Source organism: Bacillus thuringiensis, assembly GCF_022095615.2.
GTDB classification, from domain to species: Bacteria; Bacillota; Bacilli; order Bacillales; family Bacillaceae_G; genus Bacillus_A; species Bacillus_A cereus_AG.
Genome location: NZ_CP155559.1, coordinates 2,767,520 through 2,786,872, shown reverse-complemented (window position 1 = coordinate 2,786,872; position 19,353 = coordinate 2,767,520). Strand labels below are relative to the sequence as shown.

Here is a 19,353-nt window from a genome sequence, read left to right as displayed (position 1 = left end):
GGGAGGAATTTAAGAGAAAAGTTGGTGTATGGAATTGAAAAATGTGTTGAAAAATCGTTCGTTTTTTTTTATGTGGATTGGTAGCGCGATTTCAGAATTGGGCGGGGCTTTCGGAACGTTATGTAATTCAATTCTTGTTTACGAATTAACAGGGTCAAAAACAGCATTAAGTAGTATGTGGTTACTATACTTTATTCCATCGCTCATACTACAACTAATAAGCGGCCCATTTATTGATAAATGGAGCCGGAAGTGGATTATGATTTTTTCACAATGGGTGCGAGCTTCGGTTTTCTTACTACCGTTAATCATGTTACTTACTAGTAGTATAGAAGTTTGGCATGTGTATATCGTACAAATAATAATTGGGCTTATTACGCCGCTGTATACACCTGCAAGTCAAGCAATTACACCGAGCATTGTAAGTGAAGAACAACTTCAAAAAGCAAATGCGTATATTGATGGAATGACTCGACTTATGATGTTTCTTGGGCCCGTATTAGGTGGAGTAGTCATTCATTTGATTGGAGTAGAACTTACACTATCTTTCGTATGTATTTGTCTATTTGTTAGTGGTGCTTTCTTACTTTATATAAAAGAAAAGAGAACAACACAATCCATTCGGAAAACATGGCTAGAACAGTTTCTTCACGGTTTTACATATTTTTTCACAAAACCAGTTATCGTTTGGCTCGGTGTCTTTCTTACTTTCGTGCAATTTGGGGTAGGGGTAACGCTGGTTACAAATCTTCCTTATATAAAAGATGAGCTGTCAGCAGGGTATGCGGAGTATGGTTATTTTATGGCTGGTTTCCCGCTTGGCTATGTAGTTGGATCTATATTAGTTGGTAAAGTAACATATAAAAGCCGGCGTATACTTATGCTTGGTGGATTGTTTATAGGAGGACTAACATACATTTCTCTAGGGTTCAATCATAGTATAGTAATTGCGGTGCTCATTGAAGTAGTTGCAGGCATTTGTATTTCATTTTTCAATGTTCATAACACAACAATATGCCAACAAACAGTACCAAACAATATGATAGGACAAGTATTTTCAGTGCGTTTATTTTTTATACGATCCGCTATGCCATTAGGTGTGTTATTAGGGGGAATACTGAGTGAAATGTGGGGAGTAAGAGCGCTATTTTTAATCATAGGTGCAATTATATGTGTTACTTCTTTAATAGGAATATTACTTCCGTATTTCAAATTTTTAGATGAGGCAGTTGAAGAGAAAACAGCATAATTCGAAAAATTTAAACTTTATAATTGAAAATAATTATCATAATCAACTATAATAGAAGAATAGTAGTATTCGTATTACAAAGAGGGAGTGGGATATATGTTTATCGAAACGAAAACATTTACAGTAAAAGAAGGTACATCAAATATAGTTGTAGAACGTTTCACTGGAGAAGGTATTATTGAAAAATTTGAAGGCTTTATCGACTTAAGTGTTCTTGTGAAAAAAGTAAGACGCGGCGACGAAGAAGTAGTTGTTATGATTCGCTGGGAATCTGAAGAAGCATGGAAAAACTGGGAAACAAGTGAAGAACACTTAGCAGGGCATAGAGCGAGTCGTGGTAAACCAAAACCAGATCATATCATTAACGTTGATCACGCAGTTTACTATGTGAAATCATCGAAAGCGGCTTATCAACAGTCGTAATATATATGTAAAGGTAGAGGATATTTGTTTATTAATAAACAAATATCCTCTTTTTTTGATTTATAGTAAAATATGGATGTGATATATGTTTAATTGTTTAGTTATAAATGGTGGTAAATGAAGTGAAAAAAATATTACTAATGACAGTTTTAGCAACGACTTTATTATCAGCATGTAGTAATAATAATGTGAAAGAAGGAGTATCTAAGAATGAGGAAGAAAAACGTGAAAGCAGTGTAAAAATAGTAGAGCGGCAGGAGTATATCATTATTGATCAGAAGTATAATGATATAATTCTAAAAGATGCTAGCTCAAATAAAGAAGATAGTGTAAAAGTAAGTTTAAATGATTTAAATCCAACAAAATGGGAGGCACCTGTAAGAAACGGTATCCTAGATATAGGTGATCATATTTCTTTGGAAAAAGAAGAGGATAAATATACACCTACATTAGTAAAAGATCTTGTTGGTGAAATAAAGTATGATGGTACAATTAAATATAAAATTTTAGAAGCAACTAATAAATCAGTAAAGTAGTTTCCGCTAAATAAAGAGAACAATGGAGGATTTGTTCCGCCAGAGATGGTAAAAGTAGTGAATGCTTCGAAAATAAAAGCTGGCGATATTGTTACGATTCAAGATAAAACAAAAAGTAGTAAAGACGCAATTGTATATGAACTGACAATTGTTGAATAAGTATGTAGAAGATTAAAGGTATGAGAGAAGTAACATATATAGGTAACGAATAGCTCCATAATAATATGTTTGGAGGTTACAAATGTTAGACGCACAAATATTTATTAAACATGAACTACATAAAAAATTAGTGCAGACAATAGTAGCTGAAATGTTATCTATGGATAAGGTAAATGGATGTATGCTTATCGGATCTGTTGCAAGGGGTGATGCATATCCTGATTCGGATTTGGACTTATATATTCTTTTAGAAGATGGGCAAAAGAATAAATTTCATTCTGAAATGAGAGAAAAAATTTTAGTTGAATATAAGTATGCAGACGTTAATCAAATATTAGTAAACTTTAAAAACAATCCGATGGAACTATACTCATTTTTAGAAGGGGAAATTTTATTTGATAAAAGCGGTGAGTTGAAAAGGTTAAAGGAAATAGCTACATATGAATTTGAAAACTATCGTATTTCTAGCGGCAAAGTGAAAGGTATTTCTCATTGGTTGCATAGTTCACTCATTAAAATTCAGTCTGCTTTGAAAGAAAATGATGAGTTAAAAGCTTCATATATAGTTCATACGTCAACTTGGACATGATTAGAAGGGATATGGGCTGCTAATAATAAGCCAGTACCGCCAGTTGGTTCTGTTTTAAGGTATATTCAAACGTTACCGAATAAGCCCATTCATTTAGATTCATTACTTAATAAACTATTTTTAGGAGATACAACAGAGCGCATTCCTTCAGCAACTTTCTTGATTAAGTGGGTTTTTCATAATTTAAAAAATAAATAATGTGGACATTTTCTATAGGTAAATTAATATTCCGCGTCGAACGTTCTATGTAATTGCAGTCATTAAAAAAACGTTCTAGGCTATAGAAATAAGTATTAGACTATAAAGCATAGTCTTAGACGGAACGCTTGAATATCTTACCTTACATATTTAAGTGTTATGAAAATGAGTCTACATACCCTCTGCTTAAAAGGAGATGAGTGAATGAAGTTAAATCATTTGAATTTATGTGTTGATGATTTATCAGAAGCGAGACATTTCTTTGAAACATTTTTTGATTTTCAATTTTTGGAGCAAAAGGGAAAGGCACTAGTAGTAATGAGTGATGAGAGTGGATTTATACTTGTGCTAAGCGATCCAAAAGCATTTAAGGGAAATAAGGAAGTGATGTATCCTGAAGCTTTTCACATTGGTTTTTTAGTGGATACTTTAAGTGAAGTTGATCAAGCGTATAATCGTTTAGTAGCTGGTGGCATTGAAATAGACAAGGAACCTTATTCAGTGAGAGGTAGTAGTTATGGTTTTTATTTTACAGTATTTAACGGTTTATTAATTGAGGTGTCCTGCCTTGACTATAAAGATGGTAAGAAAGTTCAATAACAATCAACAAGAGTAATTGTTTGAAGGTGTAAAGCAAGCCCCTTATCCAGTTTGGAAAGGGGCTTGATCATTTTAAGGGACATAAAAGTAAAAATAAACGGATTTTAGTCAGGAAAATGGTTTGTGAGACAGCTTCGTTATTAATCTATCTTAATTTCAAATTCAAGTACAGCTTGATCTTTCCTAAACGGCATATTGAGTTCTTTGAATCGTAAACTTATTCCAGACAAATTATCAGGAAGGGCAGGAGATACAAGGAAATGATGATTTAAATGTCCATCTGTGCCACCACCTGAAAGTTCTTTTCGTTCTTTTAATAGGGCGCAAATTTTTTCATCGATAGTATATAATTTTTCATCGTAATAATCAGTAGGGCGTTCAAAAGATATTCTTTGCATAATCATTCCTCCTTTTCTTTATTTTAACAAAAAAAGAAAGGTCGTTACATTTATAATATAGATATTAAGTGTAAATTTAGTAGAGAACGCTGATTATAGCAGTAAATTATTAGAGATGTATCGTTATATTAAGAAATGGAGGAAAGTGTTTTATAGATTAAGTGAAAATCTAAAATCATTCTTTAGAGAATCAAGTAGGTTTTTCATATGGTACAGTACGAAACTATTATAAATAGTACAGTGATATAAATAGGAGGTTACCGCTATGACAGCTGTTTTTAAAGATATGACGTTCCAGCTAAAAACGGAACGACTCGACCTGAATATGTGGGAGGAAAATGATGCGGTCTGGCTGAGAAAGTTAATTGGTGAACGTGGTGTAGACATGCCAACCGTTGAATCTGTTCGTAGCGATCTTATTGAGAAGCGCAAGAAAGCAGCTGAAAATGGTATTTCTCTTCTTACTATACGTAGGCGAGACGAAGGGGATTTCATCGGGTACTGTGGCTTAATCATTGGGCGTTCCACGCTTGAAGAGCCGGAGATTGCATACGAATTGTTCCAATATGCTCATCGTAATGGTTATGCAACAGAGGCAGCATCAGCTGTGCTGGAGGCTGCGATTGCTACGGGTCGCCATAGACTTTGGTCTACTGTAGGCGCTTGGAATACTGCGTCTTTCCGGGTATTAGAAAAGATAGGATTTAAGCGGCATCACAGTACGTGGGGTGAGCGCGGTGAAATTGTATGGAACGTACGTGATTTGTAGAAATCTGATCAAATTCGGAACGATAAAAAATATACAAGAAAGCCCATATGTTAGATTACTTAGTAATCTAACATATGGGCTTTTCCTTATAGTAAATATTGATTTTGTTTATATTTTAGCTTAATTTTTTACATTTTCAAATAATTGGAGCGCCTCTTTCACATTCAATCCATTCTTCACAATACCATGTATCGCTTGAATCATTGCAGCAGGATGTTCAGACTGCCATATGTTTCGGCCCATATCTACGCCGATTGCACCTTCTTGCAGCGCATTGTACGTAATGTTTAATGCGTCTTCAATTGAATCTAGTTTTGGTCCACCAGCGATGACGACTGGGGCAGGGCAAGTGCTCGTTATTTTTTCGAATCCTTCGCAGTAATACGTTTTTATAATGTCAGCGCCCATTTCAACACAAACGCGAGAAGCGAGTGCGAGAAAACGAGCTTCTCGTTTTTGTAGTTCTTTTGCAACAGCGGTAATGCCGAGAACTGGCAGACCGTAATCGTGAGCTTCTGTAACTACATTTGCGAGATTCGTAACTGTTTGTGTTTCATAGTCTGATCCGACAAAAACAGAAACACCGACGCCAATTGCGTTTTGTTTTACTGCTTCTTTTACAGGTGTAACAATTGTTTCATTCGCTAAGTCTTTACCGACGACTGTAGCTCCGCCTGATACACGCATAACCATTGGTGTGCTGCAGTTTTCAGGAATACAGGAGCTAAGTACACCGCGCGTTAAAAAGAGGGAATCTGTGTAAGGAAGTAAGTTTTTAACAGTCTCAAGTGGTTGTTCTAGCCCGTGAATTGGTCCTAAAAAGTAGCCGTGATCTATCGCTAACATAACCGCTCTGCCATCAGGTAAAATTGTATTTAATCGATTTTTAAATCCCCAAGTCATTTGAAATCACTCCTTCGTTAATGTTGGATTTTTCGTTTGTACCGTATCTTTATTTGGTAAATGTGGTGACTTTATAAAAACTGCTTTAAAAGGTTTGTCAGAATGGTTAATAAGATAGTGAGACTCATGAGGGCGAACTTGCAGGACATCACCTTGTTTAATCGGAACTCTTTCGTTATTTACATAGAAATCTATTTCACCTTCTAATGCATAAAAGACTTCCTCGCACGTCGTATGATAGTGATTTTGAAACTCCTGCCCAGGCTGAATGACAACAAGGCCAAGATCAATATTCGGACCTTGTATTAAATATTTCGGCCCGTTATCACCGAAGCGATAGGAGAAATCATTTTCATTCGCTTTTAACATACATTTCACTCCTTTATGTAATATGTTACAGTGCACCAGGTGCAATCCACATATGTGTGGTGAGCCCTTTATCAGCTAAAGCGAGCTGACTGACATACACAGTTTTCCATGTTTCATAGAACTCTTTATAAAGTTCGTGATTTTCAGTAATTGGCTCGAATGTGTTTTCCCACTGTACAAACTGTTCGGCAGTTTCTTCCATAGATGAATATATGCCAGCGCCAACTCCAGCAGCAATCGCAGTTCCTAAAGCAGCTGCTTCTTTTACAACTGGTACTTTTACAGGGATACCGAGTACGTCTGATAGAATTTGTGGCCATAGTTTTCCTTTAGCGGCACCGCCAGCAAAAATGACTTCAGAAGGGAATGTCCCTGTAAGATTTTCTATTAATTTTAAGTTACCAAGTGTAACGAAGGCGGCATTTTCTTCAATAGCACGGAACAGATCTTTCTTTCCGCATTTGTCAGCGTCTAAACTTAAATTTAAAAAAGAAGGTGCAGCATGACGCCAAGAAATATAGTTCATAACGTTTGAAAAAGTAGGGATAATGCCATGTGAACCGACCGGTACGTCTTTCGCTTGTTCTTCTAATAATTCATAAGCATCTACACCGAGTTTGTCAGCAAGTTTCTTTTCCTCTTGGCAAAAAGCGTCTCGAAACCAGCGCATAACAAGGCCTGGGAAAAAGGCAATTGTTTCATATTGCCATAGGTTAGGTGCGACGTGACAATTTACGCGAATTAAAGCATGTGGATCTATTATTGGTTCTGTAACATTCACTTCTTGTTGCCAAAAACTACCTCCGCATATGAATGTTTGATTAGGCTTCACGACTCCCGTTCCGAGTGATGCCATTTGAGCGTCTCCGCCCCCGGCGACGACAGGAATTCCTTCACGTAATCCAGTTAATGCTGCAGACTCTTTTGTAACGTTGCCAATTACTGTACCAGCTTCATTTACTGTTGGTGAAAATGGCAAAGTTAGACCGCACTCCTTAGCGATATCGTTATCCCACACTCTATTTTGTAAGTCGAAAATACCGGACGTACATCCGTTTGAGGGATCAATTTGCAGTACGCCGCTTAATTTATATAAAATCCAATCGTTTAACATCGTAAAAGAATGAATATTGCTATAAACGTCTGGTTCATGTTTTTTAATCCAAAGTAGGCGGGGTAAAGCACCTAATGAAAAAGTTTGCCCAGATTTTCTGTATAAATCTTCTTCAAGATGTGAGCGGATTTCTTTTAGCTCACTAACTTCAGCGGATGCACGGCCATCAACATTTGCACATGCCCATATTTCTTGCCCATTTTTATCATATAAAACAAAACCTTCTCGCATACTAGTAGCGCTAATAGCTTGAATAGAAGAGGAAGAGACATTACTTTTTTGTAAAACTTCTTTCGTGCACTGTTGTACTAGCTTCCAGTTTTCTATTACATCAAAATTCATAGAACCTGGGTAACGAGGATCCGTTTTATGAACCCATTCTTTTTGACTGACCGCAATTTGATTGCCATGTAAATCAAAAAGAACAGCTCGAATGCTTCCTGTACCAGCATCGAAAGCTAATAAATGAGACATTAACAATCACCATCCTTTCGTAATAAGGAGAGGGCCGTTTCCTCATCGGTAATTAATGTATGAATGAACTTTCCTTGTAAGGCGCCATAAATTGCATCTATCTTTTCTGTGCCTCCAGCAACACCGACGACATGCTTCATTTTGCGTAGAATCGAGAGCGGTGTACCAATAAGGCGGCTGTGATGCGGGAGGTTTAATAAATCACCATCCGTATTATAAAACTGCCCTAAAATATCGCCCGCCCCGTTTTGACTACGAATATATGTCATTTCGCGTAGCGTTAACTTTTCTTCTTTTACAATAGTTGCATCTAGAGATAAGCCGCCAATACCAACAACTGCTGTATGAGCAAGTGAAGCGACATGAAGCATATCTTTTACACTCGGTTCTGATAGAATACTTTGTGCCATTTCGGTTGTAGATGCTAGAAACGGCGTAGGGATAATGTGAAGATCGCCTTGTATGTGGTGTAAATAGTTTTGTTTTCTCGGGAGATAGTGATTTACTCCGCCTGTTAGCGTTATGATTGAAAGATTAATAGAACTATCAAAATGAATGTTTTCTAGCATTTTGCTAATTGTTTCTCCCCAGCCAATGCCGAGTAAATCGCCTTGTTGGAGCTGAGTCTCTAAATATTGTGCAGCAGCTTTTCCGAGAGAAGCGTGATAATTGTCTATTGGAGTAGGGATAATAAAGGCATCTTTTAAGTGGAATTTTTTCATTAGGTCACGCTCGATACTTAAACAGTGTAAACCAGTCCCTTTTACGTGAAATGTAACGATACCTTCACTGCGCGCCTTATCTAATAACCGGACGACTTTATTTCTTGAAATATGAAGAAGTGAAGCGATCTCCTGTTGTGTTAATTGGTCTTTATAATAGTACCAAGCTACTTTCGTTAATAAATTCTCTTCAAAGTTTAGCTGTGTCATACTCTTCATCCCTTTCAACAATTGACCACTGCTTAAACATATGTGCCGTATATTTTGTTTATTCCAGTTGAAACTTTACTCCGTGGAGTTTTTATTCATCCCCGCTGATTATTAGTCCGACTCTCACCTAATTTCTTTGTTCAAGCCGAATATTGTGATGGGAATCTTACTGCACATTAATGCTGGATAAATAGTTGGGTGAAAAGAATGTGCAAACTCTTTATCAGTAGGGGAAGCTTCGCAGTAAGGAGATTGGGGAACATGAATGTAGAGGGAAGTTCTCCCGATAAGGAAAATGTTTAGCTGAAAGTTAATATTGGATTGTCGTTTTTGGTCGTTAAGTTGATATTCATTGTCGAATCGCTGATATAATTTCATTCACAATAATTCTTTGTCAGAGAAATAAAAAAACGTCCGAATATACCGGACGTTTTTTTATTTCTTCATTAATTATGAACCGTTTCTTTTTCGTTTAATCCAAGCGTACGACCTGTAGAAGTGTGAAGGTCTTGGAACAATCGTGGATTCTCTGTTAGCGAAATGCCATAAGAAGGAATCATTTCTTTTATTTTTTCTTCCCATTCTACCATGCGGCTTGGGAAACATTTTTCTAATACTTCAAGCATGACGTGAACGGCAGTAGAAGCACCTGGTGATGCACCTAGTAATGCAGCGATTGAGCCGTCAGCGGCACTTACAACTTCTGTACCGAATTGAAGTGTACCTTTACCACCAGCATCAGTATCTTTAATGACTTGCACACGTTGCCCAGCAACTACAATATCCCAATCTTCACTTTTCGCGTTCGGAATGAATTCGCGTAATTCTTCCATACGTTTTTCATGTGATAACATAACTTGCTGAATTAAGTATTTTGTTAATCCCATTTCTTTTACACCAGCAGCTAACATTGTTAAGACGTTATTTGGTTTTACAGAACCAATTAGGTCAAGGTTTGAGCCAGTTTTTAAGAATTTAGGTGAGAATCCTGCGAACGGTCCAAAGAGTAAAGCTTTTTTATTGTCTATATATCTCGTATCAAGGTGAGGTACAGACATTGGCGGAGCGCCAACTTTAGCTTTACCGTATACTTTCGCATGATGTTGCTCTACAACTTTTTGGTTTTTACATACCATAAATAGTCCACTTACTGGGAATCCACCGATATGTTTTGATTCAGGGATACCGGTCTTTTGTAGTAGAGGTAGGCTACCGCCACCGCCGCCAATAAAGACGAATTTTGCAGTATGATGCTCAATTTTACCACTATTCATATCGTGTACTTTTACTTCCCATAAACCATTTTTCGTGCGTTTAATATTTTCCACACTATGTTTGTAATTTAGTTCAACATTTTTCGTTTTTAAGTAATCAAACAACATACGTGTTAATGCACCGAAGTTAACATCTGTTCCAGAGTCAATTTTCGTTGCGGCCATCGGTTCGTTTGGTGTACGACCATCCATAATGAGTGGAAGCCATTTTTTTAATGTTTCAGGAGCATCGGAAAATTCCATACCTTGAAACAGTGGATTTTTTGAAAGCGCTTCAAAACGGTTTTTTAGAAACTCAACATTTTTATCACCTTGTACTAAACTCATATGAGGTAGAGGCATAATGAAATCTTGTGGATTACGAATTAATTTGCTTTTTACAAGATATGCCCAAAATTGTCTTGAAAGCTGGAATTGCTCATTCACTTTTACAGCCTTACTAATATCTATAGATCCGTCAGATTTTTCGGAAGTATAGTTCAGTTCGCATAGCGCAGAATGCCCTGTACCTGCATTATTCCATTCATTAGAGCTTTCTTCCCCGGCACTTGCGAGTTTTTCAAAAACTTTAATTTCCCATTCAGGTGCTAATTCTTTTAGTAATGAGCCTAACGTTGCACTCATAATTCCTGCACCAATTAAGATAACGTCTGTTTTTTGCTGCATGTTGCTCATGATAATCTCTCCATCCCCTATATTGGCAAAAAAGAGTAGGTGTTTACTTGTATCTAAGCCGTAAAAAGAAAACACCGCCTAGGCCCCACCTAGGTATTTACCTTTTTTGTCTCAATTGTATAACCATCTCATACTCTATTATAATAATTAATAGACTAAAATATCTAGTGTTATCTGATAATTTTAAACTATTTAACGTTTTATTTGCCAAAATTCTTATTTAACAAGCACTTTTCAGTTAATGAATAGAAAAAAATTACAGTTTGAAATTATCTCGAAAAAGCTTACGTATCCTGAATTGGATAGAAGAGATTCCTTTTTATGGAATTTTTGTGTTATTAATTGTATGATTATTCCGTTAAATTAAAAGGAGGGATACCAATGCGTACACAAGAACAAATCGCAAACTTATTTCGAAATTTTTCAATAACGGAATGTAAAGGGTCAAGTAACTTGTATGAATACTTATCTATAAAAATTGCTGAAGATGATGAAGTGCTTACACTATCTTCCTACGCTCAAGTAGGCCAACCAGTTCCAAACTTATTATTAGGCGCAGTACATTATTTATTACTAGCAGGGAAAGAACATCATTTAAAAACGTATTATAGAAGCTTAGTTGAAAATGTTCATACGGATTTAGATCAAGCTTTTGATCATTTTAAAGATTTCTGTAAAATGTACCGAGAAGAAATCATTACTTTGTTACAAACGAAACTTGTTCAAACGAATGAAGTAAGACGATGTGCGTATTTATACCCAAGTTTCTGTTACATATTTAATAAAGTGAAAAAGCCGTTAGCGTTAATCGAAATTGGTACAAGTTCTGGATTACAACTCTTCTGGGATCAATATAGCTATTCGTACGGAACAGATGAAATATACGGAAATATAAATTCGAACGTACAATTAAGTTCTGAAATAAGAGGGAAGAAGATGCCTCATTTTCTAAAAGAAAGTCCATCTGTCGTAGAAAGAATCGGACTAGACTTACATGTAAATGATTTACATAGTGATGAAGATTATTTATGGCTACGTGCACTCATTTGGCCGGAACATAAAGAAAGACTTGAAATGTTTGACCAAGCAGCATCTTTAGTAAAAAATGAATCTGTCCAATTAATAGAAGGAGACGGTGTGGAGCTGTTGCCATCTATTATTGAACAAATAAGTGAAGAGGCTGTAATCTGTATTTTCCACACACACGTCGCAAATCAAATACCTGAACCAGTAAAACATAAGCTAGAAAAACAAATACAAGAAATCGGCGCAAAACGTGATGTATTCCACCTATATAACAACATGTGGGACCGGGACCTTCATATTGATTATTATATTAACGGAAACGAATATCGTGAAACGGTTGGGGAAACGGAAGGGCATGGAAGATGGTTTAGTTGGAAGCTTGGGAAGGAGACGATTTGTTAGTGGTTCTTCAAGATGAAAAATAGCTAATGGGAATATACCATTAGCTACTTTTCATGAAACTCATCGGGAGTCCAAGTGGAGATTTCATTACCTGGTGCAGCAACAACAAGCCATTGTTCACATTGAACACCAGCTTGCCAACATTCATAATCATCATGAAAACCATTTACGAAAATAATTTGCCCATTACTTAATGTAATGATTAAATGAGGGCTTTCTATGCCGAGTTGTATATCTATAATTTTTTGTCTTCTCATTTCAAATATATTCGTATATTCTTCATTCTCAGTATAATCATCAAATTCATCTTCATTAGATGGGTATTTATGGGGAGGTTTATTAAATAAACACCATTTCGTTTCGATATTGATATATAATTGTCCCTCATAGTGAACAGGATCGTGAAAATTTGTAAAATGAATCTTTATTGCGGTTGGAGAAATTCCAAATTGTAATCCATCAACTTGCGCTCCTACGAAGAGATTTTTTAACACGTTTTCAGCGTGAATTTTATCCTCTATATTCATTCTTGAAATCCTCCTTTCCTTAAAAATATAACTTATATTTTTATTGTAATAAATAAATTCCCATGTAAAATGAACCTTTTGTGAGAAACGGGCGAATATAGTGTGAAAGATTATGAGAGGAGAACGTAATTTTGGATGAAGTACAATTAAAAGAATGGCTATATAAAATGGAATCTGGGGAGCAAGGAGCCTTTCGATTTATTTATGAGCACACATGTAAAGATATTTATAAAACAGTAGTATTTTTAGTAGGAAGTCAAAACGAAGATGTAGACGATATAGTGAATGAAGTGTACATACAAATGTGGAAGTCCGTAACAAACTATGATATAAATCGTTCCTTTCGTTTTTGGTTACATGGACTAGTTGTGAACCAAGTACAGGATTGGCGTCGTAAATCGTGGCGAAGGTTTCGAATTTTTGAAAAGAAAAAAATGTATGAACAAGATCGTCCTTACATTATGCATGAAGATATTTTACATAAGGAAACACGTAATGAATTGGTGGAGATTGTCCAAAAATTATCTTATAAGCATCGTGAAGTAATAATTATGCGTTACTTCCATGAATATAGCATGGAGGAAATTGCTGCACTTCTTCAAATTCCTATTGGTACAGTGAAATCCCGGTTACATACGGCGCTAAAACGATTAAGAGTTGAAATGGAGCATATGCCAGACATAAGAGAGGGAGAAATAAATGGATTTTGAAAAATATGTAACGAATGAATTGAAAAGAAAAGCAGCGAATATAGAGCCTTCTCCTAATCTGGAAGATAAAGTACAAGCATCTTTTTATAAATACCAAAAGATGAAAAATAAAGAGAAGATTTCTATGAAGAAAAAGTTATTACTTGGCTTTATAGCTGCGGCTATTTTAATACCAACTGGTACTTTTGCAGGTACCACATTAATGGATAAAATTGTTGGGACACCAGAAAAAGCAAGACAAGATATGGGAATGACTGAGGATGGTTATAATTTAGTAATGGAACGTATAGAAATTGCTAAAAGTATATTTACAGAAGAGGACTTTGAAAAGTATGTAGCTTTATTACAGGAAACGTACCATTTTTATAAGAAAGTAAGTGTCGTAGAGAATGGTGTGAGACAATATACAGCTACAAATCGTCTAAATGCTGATGAAGAAAAAAGAGATAGAGAAGTAATGGAACAATTAAATACATATGAAGAAAGCATAGATCAACATTTTACCTATACATTTGAACAAGCTGAACAAATAACTGGTTTTCCAATCAAGCATCCAACATATATTCCGGTTGGACATCAATTAGTATTTGAAGAGGTAAAAGCTGAAGCAACACTAGGAAAACCTATGCCACTTATTACGATGAGATATGAAAATCAAAATGTAAAAAAACAGCCACATACTTCAGAGGAAGAATTAGGTTTTACAATTCATCAATTAGAAATTGTTGAAGGAGAATATAAAGATTATTTTCTTGATAGACCATTTGATAAACCATCTGAAAGAGGACATAATTTTACTGGAGATATAAAGAAATATAAATTAAATGGCTATGACGTAACATTCGGTGAGTATAAAGAATCGAATGTACGGGCTATGAAAATAGTGGTACCTGCGAAAGAAGGGGAAAATGCATATCAAATCTATATAAATGGTAGTATGCTTTCTAAAAAAGAGCTTGAGAAAGTTTTACTTTCGATAGTTGAATAGGACTTAATATGTAAAGAAATGCTACTTTTAGTTCAAATGTAGCATTTCTTTTTTTATAGTTAAATATATGTACTTAAAATCTCTCCAGGCAATCCATCAATCTCACAAACTATTTCAGATGTAAAACCGATATTTAGTAAAATTTTTCGAAAGGGGATATTGTTTGGATCAATAATTGCCTTTAGTATGCTTACCTCTGTTTGTTTCGCAATATTTATTAATTCCTTGGCAATTGCACTTCCGTATCTTTTCCCTCAGTGCTCCGGCAACAGTATATATCCAATTTCAGCTTCTTTCGCATTTTCCTCATTTACCGTTACATGGCAAAGACCAATGTATTCATTTGGAACTTATTAAAATATAGCCTCTTCATAATATTCCTCCAAACTAATTTTTAATTGTTCTTCAGAAAAGATAAATCATAATTTCAATTATAAAAGATTAACAAAGACAATTGTTAATCTTTGGTGGATAGAGTACATACAATTGTTAATTAAGTGGATGCATTATAGTGTAATTACAGAAAAGGGTGAATGAAGCATATGAATTCATTTGAGCAAATGATGTACGTTGGTGTCATTATGTCTATTGTACTATCCGTATTGATTTTGGGCTCTTTATATTATAATCCTCGTCTTTCGTTAACTGATTATCCAAAAGATATTCAAAAGGTAGTTTTTCCAAAATCGATTCATGAAAAAAAGCAAACGATTTACTTTAATATCATATATAATGCTATTCTTTTCAGTACTCCTTTCGTTTCTACATATATACTGCATAAACATGAAAAATTATTATATGTTGATGCCTATTTACATAGTTTTGGTATTTTAATGATTTTTAATTTAGTAGATTTATTTATAATTGATTGGCTAATATTTTGCTGGATTACCCCGAGATTTGTTGTTATTCCTAGTACAGAAGGGATGAAGGGATATAAAGATTACAAGTTCCATTTAAGAGGGGCTATAGTAGGTACTCAATTTTTGGCAATTGTAAGTTTGTTTTTGGCTGGAATTGCAACAACTATTTAGTGTGAAGAAGGGCATAAAACGTTTATAGAAAATAAGGAGACTTATAATATATAGAATTAAAAATAAGAATTTGATAGTATTGGAGTAAGGAGTTTTAATAGCAGTATATTAAGTGGTATTGATATACTGTTGCAAATGTTTTGATATTCCATAAAACTTTATAGTTTTATGGAAGCATTTGATAGAATTCAAAAAAATATAATGGAGGCTAATATGAAAAAAGTAATTGGAGCAGCAACAGCAACTGTTTTTGGGTTGGGGGCTTTTACCACAACTGCTATCGCAGAAACGATCGTAACAGCAGATGTACTCAACGTACGTGAAAAACCGACAACGGAATCAAAAGTTGTTGAAAAGGTAAAAGAGGGACAAGAGTTAAAAGTAATAAATACCGAAGATGGATGGTCAAAAATTGATTTAAACGGTAAAGAAGTGTTTGTAAGCTCAGAGTTTACAAAAGATGTGTATCATGTAACAGCGAATTTGTTAAATGTCCGTTCTGATGCAAATACAGAATCAGAAATTCTTGGCAGACTGAAAAAAGATGATGTAATTGAATCAACGCATCAAGTAAAAGACGGTTGGCTACAATTTGAGTATAAAGGAAAAACAGCTTATGCAAATGTTTCTTTCCTATCAAGTACAGCACCAGTTGAAAAAAAAGCTGAAGAGAAAACGAAGCAAGTAGCGAAAGTCCAAAAAACGGTTAAAGCTAAGGGAGAAGTAAAAACACAAAAAGTAGCAAAAGTGCAAGAAGTAGCAAAGCCTAAGGAAGAAGCGAAAGTGCAAGAAGTAGTAAAGTCTAAGGAAGAAGCGAAAGTGCAAGAAGTAGCAAAGCCTAAGGAAGAAGCGAAAGTGCAAGAAGTAGTAAAGTCTAAGGAAGAAGCGAAAGTGCAAGAAGTAGCAAAGCCTAAGGAAGAAGCGAAAGTGCAAGAAGTAGCAAAGCCTAAGGAAGAAGCGAAAGTGCAAGAAGTAGCAAAGCCTAAGGAAGAAGCGAAAGTGCAAGAAGTAGTAAAGGCTAAGGAAGAAACGAAAGTGCAAGAAGTAGTAAAGGCTAAGGAAGAAACGAAAGTGCAAGAAGTAGTAAAGCCTAAGGAAGAAGCGAAGGCTAAAGAAGAAGAGAAAGCTAAAGAAATAGCAAAAGCTAAAGAAATAGCAAAAGCTAAAGAAGAAGCAAAAGCTCAAGAAATAGCGAAGGCTAAGGAAGAAGAGAAAGCAAGAGAAATAGCCAAAGCTAAGGAAGAAGAGAAAGCAAGAGAAATAGCAAAAGCTAAAGAAGAAGCAAAAGCAAAAGAAGAGTCTAAAAATAACATACAGTCTGCTAAACGTGAATTAACGGTAGTAGCGACAGCATATACTGCTGATCCAAGTGAAAATGGTACATATGGTGGACGCGTTTTAACTGCGATGGGGCATGATTTAACGGCTAATCCGAATATGAGAATTATCGCAGTTGATCCGAAAGTAATCCCATTAGGATCTAAAGTATGGGTAGAAGGTTATGGAGAAGCTATCGCTGGTGATACGGGAAGTGCAATTAAAGGAAATCGCATTGATGTTTTAATGGGTTCAAAAAGTAAGGCTATGAATTGGGGAAGACAAACTGTTAAAGTGAAAATTCTATAATACATATATTTTTATAGATAGAAGTCAGTTCTCTTTATTGAGACTGGCTTTTATTTTTTCATATGTAAAGATTGTTCAATTATAAAAACTGAAATGCAAAGTACATAATAAAAATAAGACTGACATATTCTGTCGGTCTTATTTTCGTACCATAATATCATTAAGAATCGCATCAAATATATCTTTTTGCGTGAAGTTATCTGTAAAAATAGTTTCGCTAGCAACTTCAATTGTATCGTGTGGATTATACCATTTTTCTAGGGAATCCTCACCAAATTCATGCCGCTTTTCCCTTGTGTTATGTCGTCGAATCGTTTCTTTTAACGATAAATCAAAGTAATATGTATAAGCGTTTCCTTCAAAATAATGTATTAATTCTTTTAACATTTCACCGTATCTTCGACTGTTTAAAATACCTTCTAAAATAACAAACTCACATTTTCCTTTTCCGTACTTTGTAATTTCAAATAGTAAATCATGTGATAAATTCCCCATCGTGTCGTGTACTCTAAGCATATCTCTACGTATAACATCCTGTGATACTAAAAGTGTACCTTGTCCGAAATGTTCTTGTAGTTGCTTTGCGATTGTTGTTTTACCACTTGCGGAGTTGCCTCTAAGAATGATTAAAGTTGATTTAAGTAAAGGATTAGACATAATGTATTCCCCCATCGTGAATGAGTATATAGAAAATTTTAACAAAAAAAGTGCGGAAAGTGTATAATTAATAGGATTGAAATAAAAAGGTGGGAGTTAGATGGAACATGAATTAAATAAGGCGCAGCCGATTTGGAAACGGACATGGTTTCGCTATCTAGGGGTATTTATAATTGTTCAATTACTATTTATTATTTGTGAGATTACAGGATGGGCACCAAATTTTAAGCCAAGTGGAGAGTTTTTAAATAGAATTTTACATTCTGAATTTTTCACGGAATGGTTCACTCCATATGAAATTCCTCATTTTAATGTGTTTACAGCATTTTTTGCGATTACATTGTTACCATACGCATTAATAGGTGCAATGAAAGATTTTACAACAAGGAAAAATATAAATAATTAAAAAGAGGTATTATATGCTATTTCAAAAAGATCATGTATCGGTACGGTACGTAAAAGAAGAGGATGCACAGGTCATTTCAAAATGGTTAACAGCCCCAGAAGTCTTGCAGTATTACGAAGGGCGAGATAATCCGCAATCTGTAGAAATGGTACTGGATCATTTCATACATAATCCCAATAGTCATGAAAAAAGGTGTGTAATAGAGTTTGATAATATGCCGATTGGTTATATTCAAATGTATCCAGTTGATTCTGAGTGGAAAGCATTATATGGCTATGAAGAATCCCAAAATATATGGGGAATGGATCAATTTATCGGTGAGCCGACTTATTGGGAAAAAGGAATTGGAACGAAACTCGTTCAGGCAGCAATTACATATATTATGGAGAACATGGGAGCAGAAGCAATCGCAATGGACCCGAAAGTAAATAATGAACGCGCAATAAACTGTTATGAAAAATGCGGATTTAAAAAGGTGAAGATATTAAAGGAACATGAGCTGCATGAGGGGAAATTAGAAGATTGTTGGATGATGGAGTACAAAAAAGGGAGCTGCGCGAAATGAAAAAAGCTTTAATAGTAATTGATGTGCAAGCAGGTATGTATACAATAGGAATGCCAGTACATAATGGGGAAAAGTTTTTACAAACATTGCAAGAACTTATTGGAGAATGTCGTTCAAATGATATTCCGGTTATTTATGTCCAACATAACGGGCCTAAAGGTCATCCGTTAGAAAAAGGTACAGATGGTTGGGGAATACATGCGGCGATTGCTCCGCAAGAAGGGGACAGTATCGTTGAAAAGACGACGCCAGATTCATTCCATAAGACAAACTTAGGCGAAGTGTTACAAGAAAAAGGAATTGAACACGTTATTATTTCAGGGATGCAAACAGAGTACTGTGTGGATACGACAACGCGAAGAGCGTTTAGTGAAGGGTATAAAGTAACGTTAGTGAGTGATGCACATAGTACGTTTGATACAGAAGTGTTACGTGCTGAAGACATTGTGAAGCATCATAACGTAGTGTTTGGAGCGTTTGCTGATGTCGTTTCACTAAACGATTTGAAGGTAGAAGCATAAGTAGGAATGGGGCCATCTCTATATGAGGGGCCTCTTTATTATTGGGATTTTTAAAGTGAAATTAAGATAGAAATAAAACGTTACATTGATTTATACATTAAATCTTCGTAGTGTCAGATGTTATATTTTATAGTATATGTCTCTTTATCATTCGGTACTCTATGTATTAAGAAATAAAAAAGATGAGGCGATTCCCGATAAACAATAATTAAATAAGTGTGACAACGTG

Annotated in this window: 20 protein-coding genes and 3 pseudogenes; 14 read left to right on the top strand and 9 right to left on the bottom strand. The window is 35.3% G+C overall.

Annotated features, from left to right (window positions below):
* Positions 1-28: 28 nt before the first annotated feature.
* The 5 genes and pseudogenes from KZZ19_RS14485 to KZZ19_RS14465 all read left to right on the top strand — a co-directional run bounded on the left by KZZ19_RS14485 (position 29) and on the right by KZZ19_RS14465 (position 3,754).
* A complete protein-coding gene (locus tag KZZ19_RS14485; RefSeq protein ID WP_237980122.1) occupies positions 29-1,249 on the top strand; it encodes an MFS transporter in 1,221 nt (406 codons plus the stop codon).
* Between the two features lie 96 nt (positions 1,250-1,345).
* Entirely contained in the window at positions 1,346-1,672 is a 327-nt protein-coding gene (gene hmoA / locus KZZ19_RS14480) for a heme-degrading monooxygenase HmoA (protein WP_000469503.1), read from the top strand.
* Positions 1,673-1,779: 107 nt separating this feature from the next.
* Positions 1,780-2,367, top strand: a pseudogene (locus KZZ19_RS14475) (hypothetical protein).
* Positions 2,368-2,449: 82 nt separating this feature from the next.
* Positions 2,450-3,154: pseudogene (locus KZZ19_RS14470) on the top strand (nucleotidyltransferase domain-containing protein).
* Between the two features lie 204 nt (positions 3,155-3,358).
* The gene (locus tag KZZ19_RS14465; RefSeq protein WP_237980124.1) at positions 3,359-3,754 is read left to right on the top strand and encodes a VOC family protein; all 396 of its coding nucleotides are present in this window, start codon (positions 3,359-3,361) and stop codon (positions 3,752-3,754) included.
* A 140-nt stretch (positions 3,755-3,894) separates the two neighbouring features.
* Here KZZ19_RS14465 and KZZ19_RS14460 read toward each other — a convergent pair whose 3' ends face one another.
* Complete coding sequence (locus KZZ19_RS14460; protein ID WP_237980126.1) at positions 3,895-4,152, bottom strand: hypothetical protein; 258 nt, start codon at positions 4,150-4,152, stop codon at positions 3,895-3,897.
* A 265-nt stretch (positions 4,153-4,417) separates the two neighbouring features.
* Here KZZ19_RS14460 and KZZ19_RS14455 point away from each other — a divergent pair, with 265 nt between their 5' ends.
* Positions 4,418-4,921, top strand: coding sequence for a GNAT family N-acetyltransferase (locus KZZ19_RS14455; protein ID WP_237980128.1), 504 nt, complete (start codon positions 4,418-4,420; stop codon positions 4,919-4,921).
* Positions 4,922-5,041: 120 nt separating this feature from the next.
* On the opposite strand, the gene lsrF is transcribed toward KZZ19_RS14455, so the two are convergent.
* From lsrF to KZZ19_RS14430, 5 genes are all read right to left on the bottom strand, one after another.
* Entirely contained in the window at positions 5,042-5,824 is a 783-nt protein-coding gene (gene lsrF, locus KZZ19_RS14450) for a 3-hydroxy-5-phosphonooxypentane-2,4-dione thiolase (protein WP_237980129.1), read from the bottom strand.
* A gap of 6 nt (positions 5,825-5,830) precedes the next feature.
* Positions 5,831-6,193: a cupin domain-containing protein gene (locus KZZ19_RS14445; RefSeq protein ID WP_144611730.1), complete on the bottom strand. Its 363-nt coding sequence runs from the start codon at positions 6,191-6,193 to the stop codon at positions 5,831-5,833.
* 25 nt (positions 6,194-6,218) lie between these two features.
* Positions 6,219-7,781: an autoinducer-2 kinase gene (lsrK, locus tag KZZ19_RS14440; RefSeq protein WP_237980131.1), complete on the bottom strand. Its 1,563-nt coding sequence runs from the start codon at positions 7,779-7,781 to the stop codon at positions 6,219-6,221.
* Entirely contained in the window at positions 7,781-8,713 is a 933-nt protein-coding gene (locus tag KZZ19_RS14435; protein ID WP_237980134.1) for a sugar-binding transcriptional regulator, read from the bottom strand. The genes lsrK and KZZ19_RS14435 overlap by 1 nt, the downstream gene beginning before the upstream one ends.
* Before the next feature lie 446 nt (positions 8,714-9,159).
* Positions 9,160-10,662 (bottom strand): malate:quinone oxidoreductase, encoded by a 1,503-nt coding sequence (locus tag KZZ19_RS14430; protein ID WP_098342126.1) that lies wholly within the window; start codon positions 10,660-10,662, stop codon positions 9,160-9,162.
* Positions 10,663-11,043: 381 nt separating this feature from the next.
* Here KZZ19_RS14430 and KZZ19_RS14425 point away from each other — a divergent pair, with 381 nt between their 5' ends.
* Positions 11,044-12,090, top strand: coding sequence for a DUF2332 domain-containing protein (locus tag KZZ19_RS14425; RefSeq protein WP_237980136.1), 1,047 nt, complete (start codon positions 11,044-11,046; stop codon positions 12,088-12,090).
* 44 nt (positions 12,091-12,134) lie between these two features.
* On the opposite strand, the gene KZZ19_RS14420 is transcribed toward KZZ19_RS14425, so the two are convergent.
* Entirely contained in the window at positions 12,135-12,617 is a 483-nt protein-coding gene (locus KZZ19_RS14420) for a hypothetical protein (protein ID WP_237980138.1), read from the bottom strand.
* A gap of 131 nt (positions 12,618-12,748) precedes the next feature.
* Between KZZ19_RS14420 and KZZ19_RS14415 the strand changes: the two genes are divergently transcribed.
* Both KZZ19_RS14415 and KZZ19_RS14410 read left to right on the top strand, forming a co-directional pair.
* Entirely contained in the window at positions 12,749-13,327 is a 579-nt protein-coding gene (locus KZZ19_RS14415; protein WP_237980140.1) for a sigma-70 family RNA polymerase sigma factor, read from the top strand.
* Entirely contained in the window at positions 13,317-14,315 is a 999-nt protein-coding gene (locus tag KZZ19_RS14410; RefSeq protein WP_237980142.1) for a hypothetical protein, read from the top strand. Before KZZ19_RS14415 ends, KZZ19_RS14410 begins: the two co-directional genes overlap by 11 nt.
* A 59-nt stretch (positions 14,316-14,374) precedes the next feature.
* Here the strand turns inward: KZZ19_RS14410 and KZZ19_RS14405 are convergent.
* A pseudogene (locus tag KZZ19_RS14405) lies at positions 14,375-14,659 on the bottom strand (GNAT family N-acetyltransferase); the annotation flags it as partial.
* Positions 14,660-14,857: 198 nt separating this feature from the next.
* Between KZZ19_RS14405 and KZZ19_RS14400 the strand changes: the two are divergent.
* Together KZZ19_RS14400 and entB are read left to right on the top strand one after the other, a co-directional pair.
* Entirely contained in the window at positions 14,858-15,349 is a 492-nt protein-coding gene (locus KZZ19_RS14400) for a nitroreductase (RefSeq protein WP_237980144.1), read from the top strand.
* Between the two features lie 213 nt (positions 15,350-15,562).
* Positions 15,563-16,975 carry a cell wall-binding protein EntB gene (entB, locus tag KZZ19_RS14395; protein ID WP_348637995.1) on the top strand — a complete coding sequence of 471 codons (1,413 nt, stop codon included), beginning with the start codon at positions 15,563-15,565 and terminating at the stop codon, positions 16,973-16,975.
* 138 nt (positions 16,976-17,113) lie between these two features.
* Here entB and KZZ19_RS14390 read toward each other — a convergent pair whose 3' ends face one another.
* Positions 17,114-17,632 (bottom strand): kinase, encoded by a 519-nt coding sequence (locus KZZ19_RS14390; RefSeq protein WP_237980148.1) that lies wholly within the window; start codon positions 17,630-17,632, stop codon positions 17,114-17,116.
* Positions 17,633-17,732: 100 nt separating this feature from the next.
* On the opposite strand from KZZ19_RS14390, the gene KZZ19_RS14385 reads away from it, so the two are divergent.
* The 3 genes from KZZ19_RS14385 to KZZ19_RS14375 are packed head-to-tail and all read left to right on the top strand — an operon-like array spanning position 17,733 to position 19,124.
* Positions 17,733-18,038: a YfzA family protein gene (locus tag KZZ19_RS14385; RefSeq protein ID WP_237980150.1), complete on the top strand. Its 306-nt coding sequence runs from the start codon at positions 17,733-17,735 to the stop codon at positions 18,036-18,038.
* A 13-nt stretch (positions 18,039-18,051) separates the two neighbouring features.
* Positions 18,052-18,603 carry a GNAT family N-acetyltransferase gene (locus KZZ19_RS14380; RefSeq protein ID WP_237980152.1) on the top strand — a complete coding sequence of 184 codons (552 nt, stop codon included), beginning with the start codon at positions 18,052-18,054 and terminating at the stop codon, positions 18,601-18,603.
* On the top strand, positions 18,600-19,124 hold the full coding sequence (locus KZZ19_RS14375; protein ID WP_237980154.1) for a cysteine hydrolase family protein: 525 nt from the start codon (positions 18,600-18,602) through the stop codon (positions 19,122-19,124). The genes KZZ19_RS14380 and KZZ19_RS14375 overlap by 4 nt, the downstream gene beginning before the upstream one ends.
* Positions 19,125-19,353: the final 229 nt, after the last annotated feature.

Bases quoted from the DNA above. Each gene is read 5' to 3' on its own strand.
- KZZ19_RS14455 (WP_237980128.1), top strand. From the start codon at position 4,418: ATGACAGCTGTTTTTAAAGATATGACGTTCCAGCTAAAAACGGAACGA.
- KZZ19_RS14410 (WP_237980142.1), top strand. From the start codon at position 13,317: ATGGATTTTGAAAAATATGTAACGAATGAATTGAAAAGAAAAGCAGCG.
- KZZ19_RS14430 (WP_098342126.1), bottom strand. From the start codon at position 10,662: ATGAGCAACATGCAGCAAAAAACAGACGTTATCTTAATTGGTGCAGGA.
- lsrK (WP_237980131.1), bottom strand. From the start codon at position 7,781: ATGTCTCATTTATTAGCTTTCGATGCTGGTACAGGAAGCATTCGAGCT.
- KZZ19_RS14465 (WP_237980124.1), top strand. From the start codon at position 3,359: ATGAAGTTAAATCATTTGAATTTATGTGTTGATGATTTATCAGAAGCG.
- hmoA (WP_000469503.1), top strand. From the start codon at position 1,346: ATGTTTATCGAAACGAAAACATTTACAGTAAAAGAAGGTACATCAAAT.
- KZZ19_RS14425 (WP_237980136.1), top strand. From the start codon at position 11,044: ATGCGTACACAAGAACAAATCGCAAACTTATTTCGAAATTTTTCAATA.
- KZZ19_RS14445 (WP_144611730.1), bottom strand. From the start codon at position 6,193: ATGTTAAAAGCGAATGAAAATGATTTCTCCTATCGCTTCGGTGATAAC.
- KZZ19_RS14385 (WP_237980150.1), top strand. From the start codon at position 17,733: ATGGAACATGAATTAAATAAGGCGCAGCCGATTTGGAAACGGACATGG.
- KZZ19_RS14375 (WP_237980154.1), top strand. From the start codon at position 18,600: ATGAAAAAAGCTTTAATAGTAATTGATGTGCAAGCAGGTATGTATACA.
- entB (WP_348637995.1), top strand. From the start codon at position 15,563: ATGAAAAAAGTAATTGGAGCAGCAACAGCAACTGTTTTTGGGTTGGGG.
- KZZ19_RS14435 (WP_237980134.1), bottom strand. From the start codon at position 8,713: ATGACACAGCTAAACTTTGAAGAGAATTTATTAACGAAAGTAGCTTGG.
- KZZ19_RS14460 (WP_237980126.1), bottom strand. From the start codon at position 4,152: ATGCAAAGAATATCTTTTGAACGCCCTACTGATTATTACGATGAAAAA.
- KZZ19_RS14380 (WP_237980152.1), top strand. From the start codon at position 18,052: ATGCTATTTCAAAAAGATCATGTATCGGTACGGTACGTAAAAGAAGAG.
- KZZ19_RS14390 (WP_237980148.1), bottom strand. From the start codon at position 17,632: ATGTCTAATCCTTTACTTAAATCAACTTTAATCATTCTTAGAGGCAAC.
- KZZ19_RS14400 (WP_237980144.1), top strand. From the start codon at position 14,858: ATGAATTCATTTGAGCAAATGATGTACGTTGGTGTCATTATGTCTATT.
- KZZ19_RS14420 (WP_237980138.1), bottom strand. From the start codon at position 12,617: ATGAATATAGAGGATAAAATTCACGCTGAAAACGTGTTAAAAAATCTC.
- KZZ19_RS14485 (WP_237980122.1), top strand. From the start codon at position 29: ATGGAATTGAAAAATGTGTTGAAAAATCGTTCGTTTTTTTTTATGTGG.
- lsrF (WP_237980129.1), bottom strand. From the start codon at position 5,824: ATGACTTGGGGATTTAAAAATCGATTAAATACAATTTTACCTGATGGC.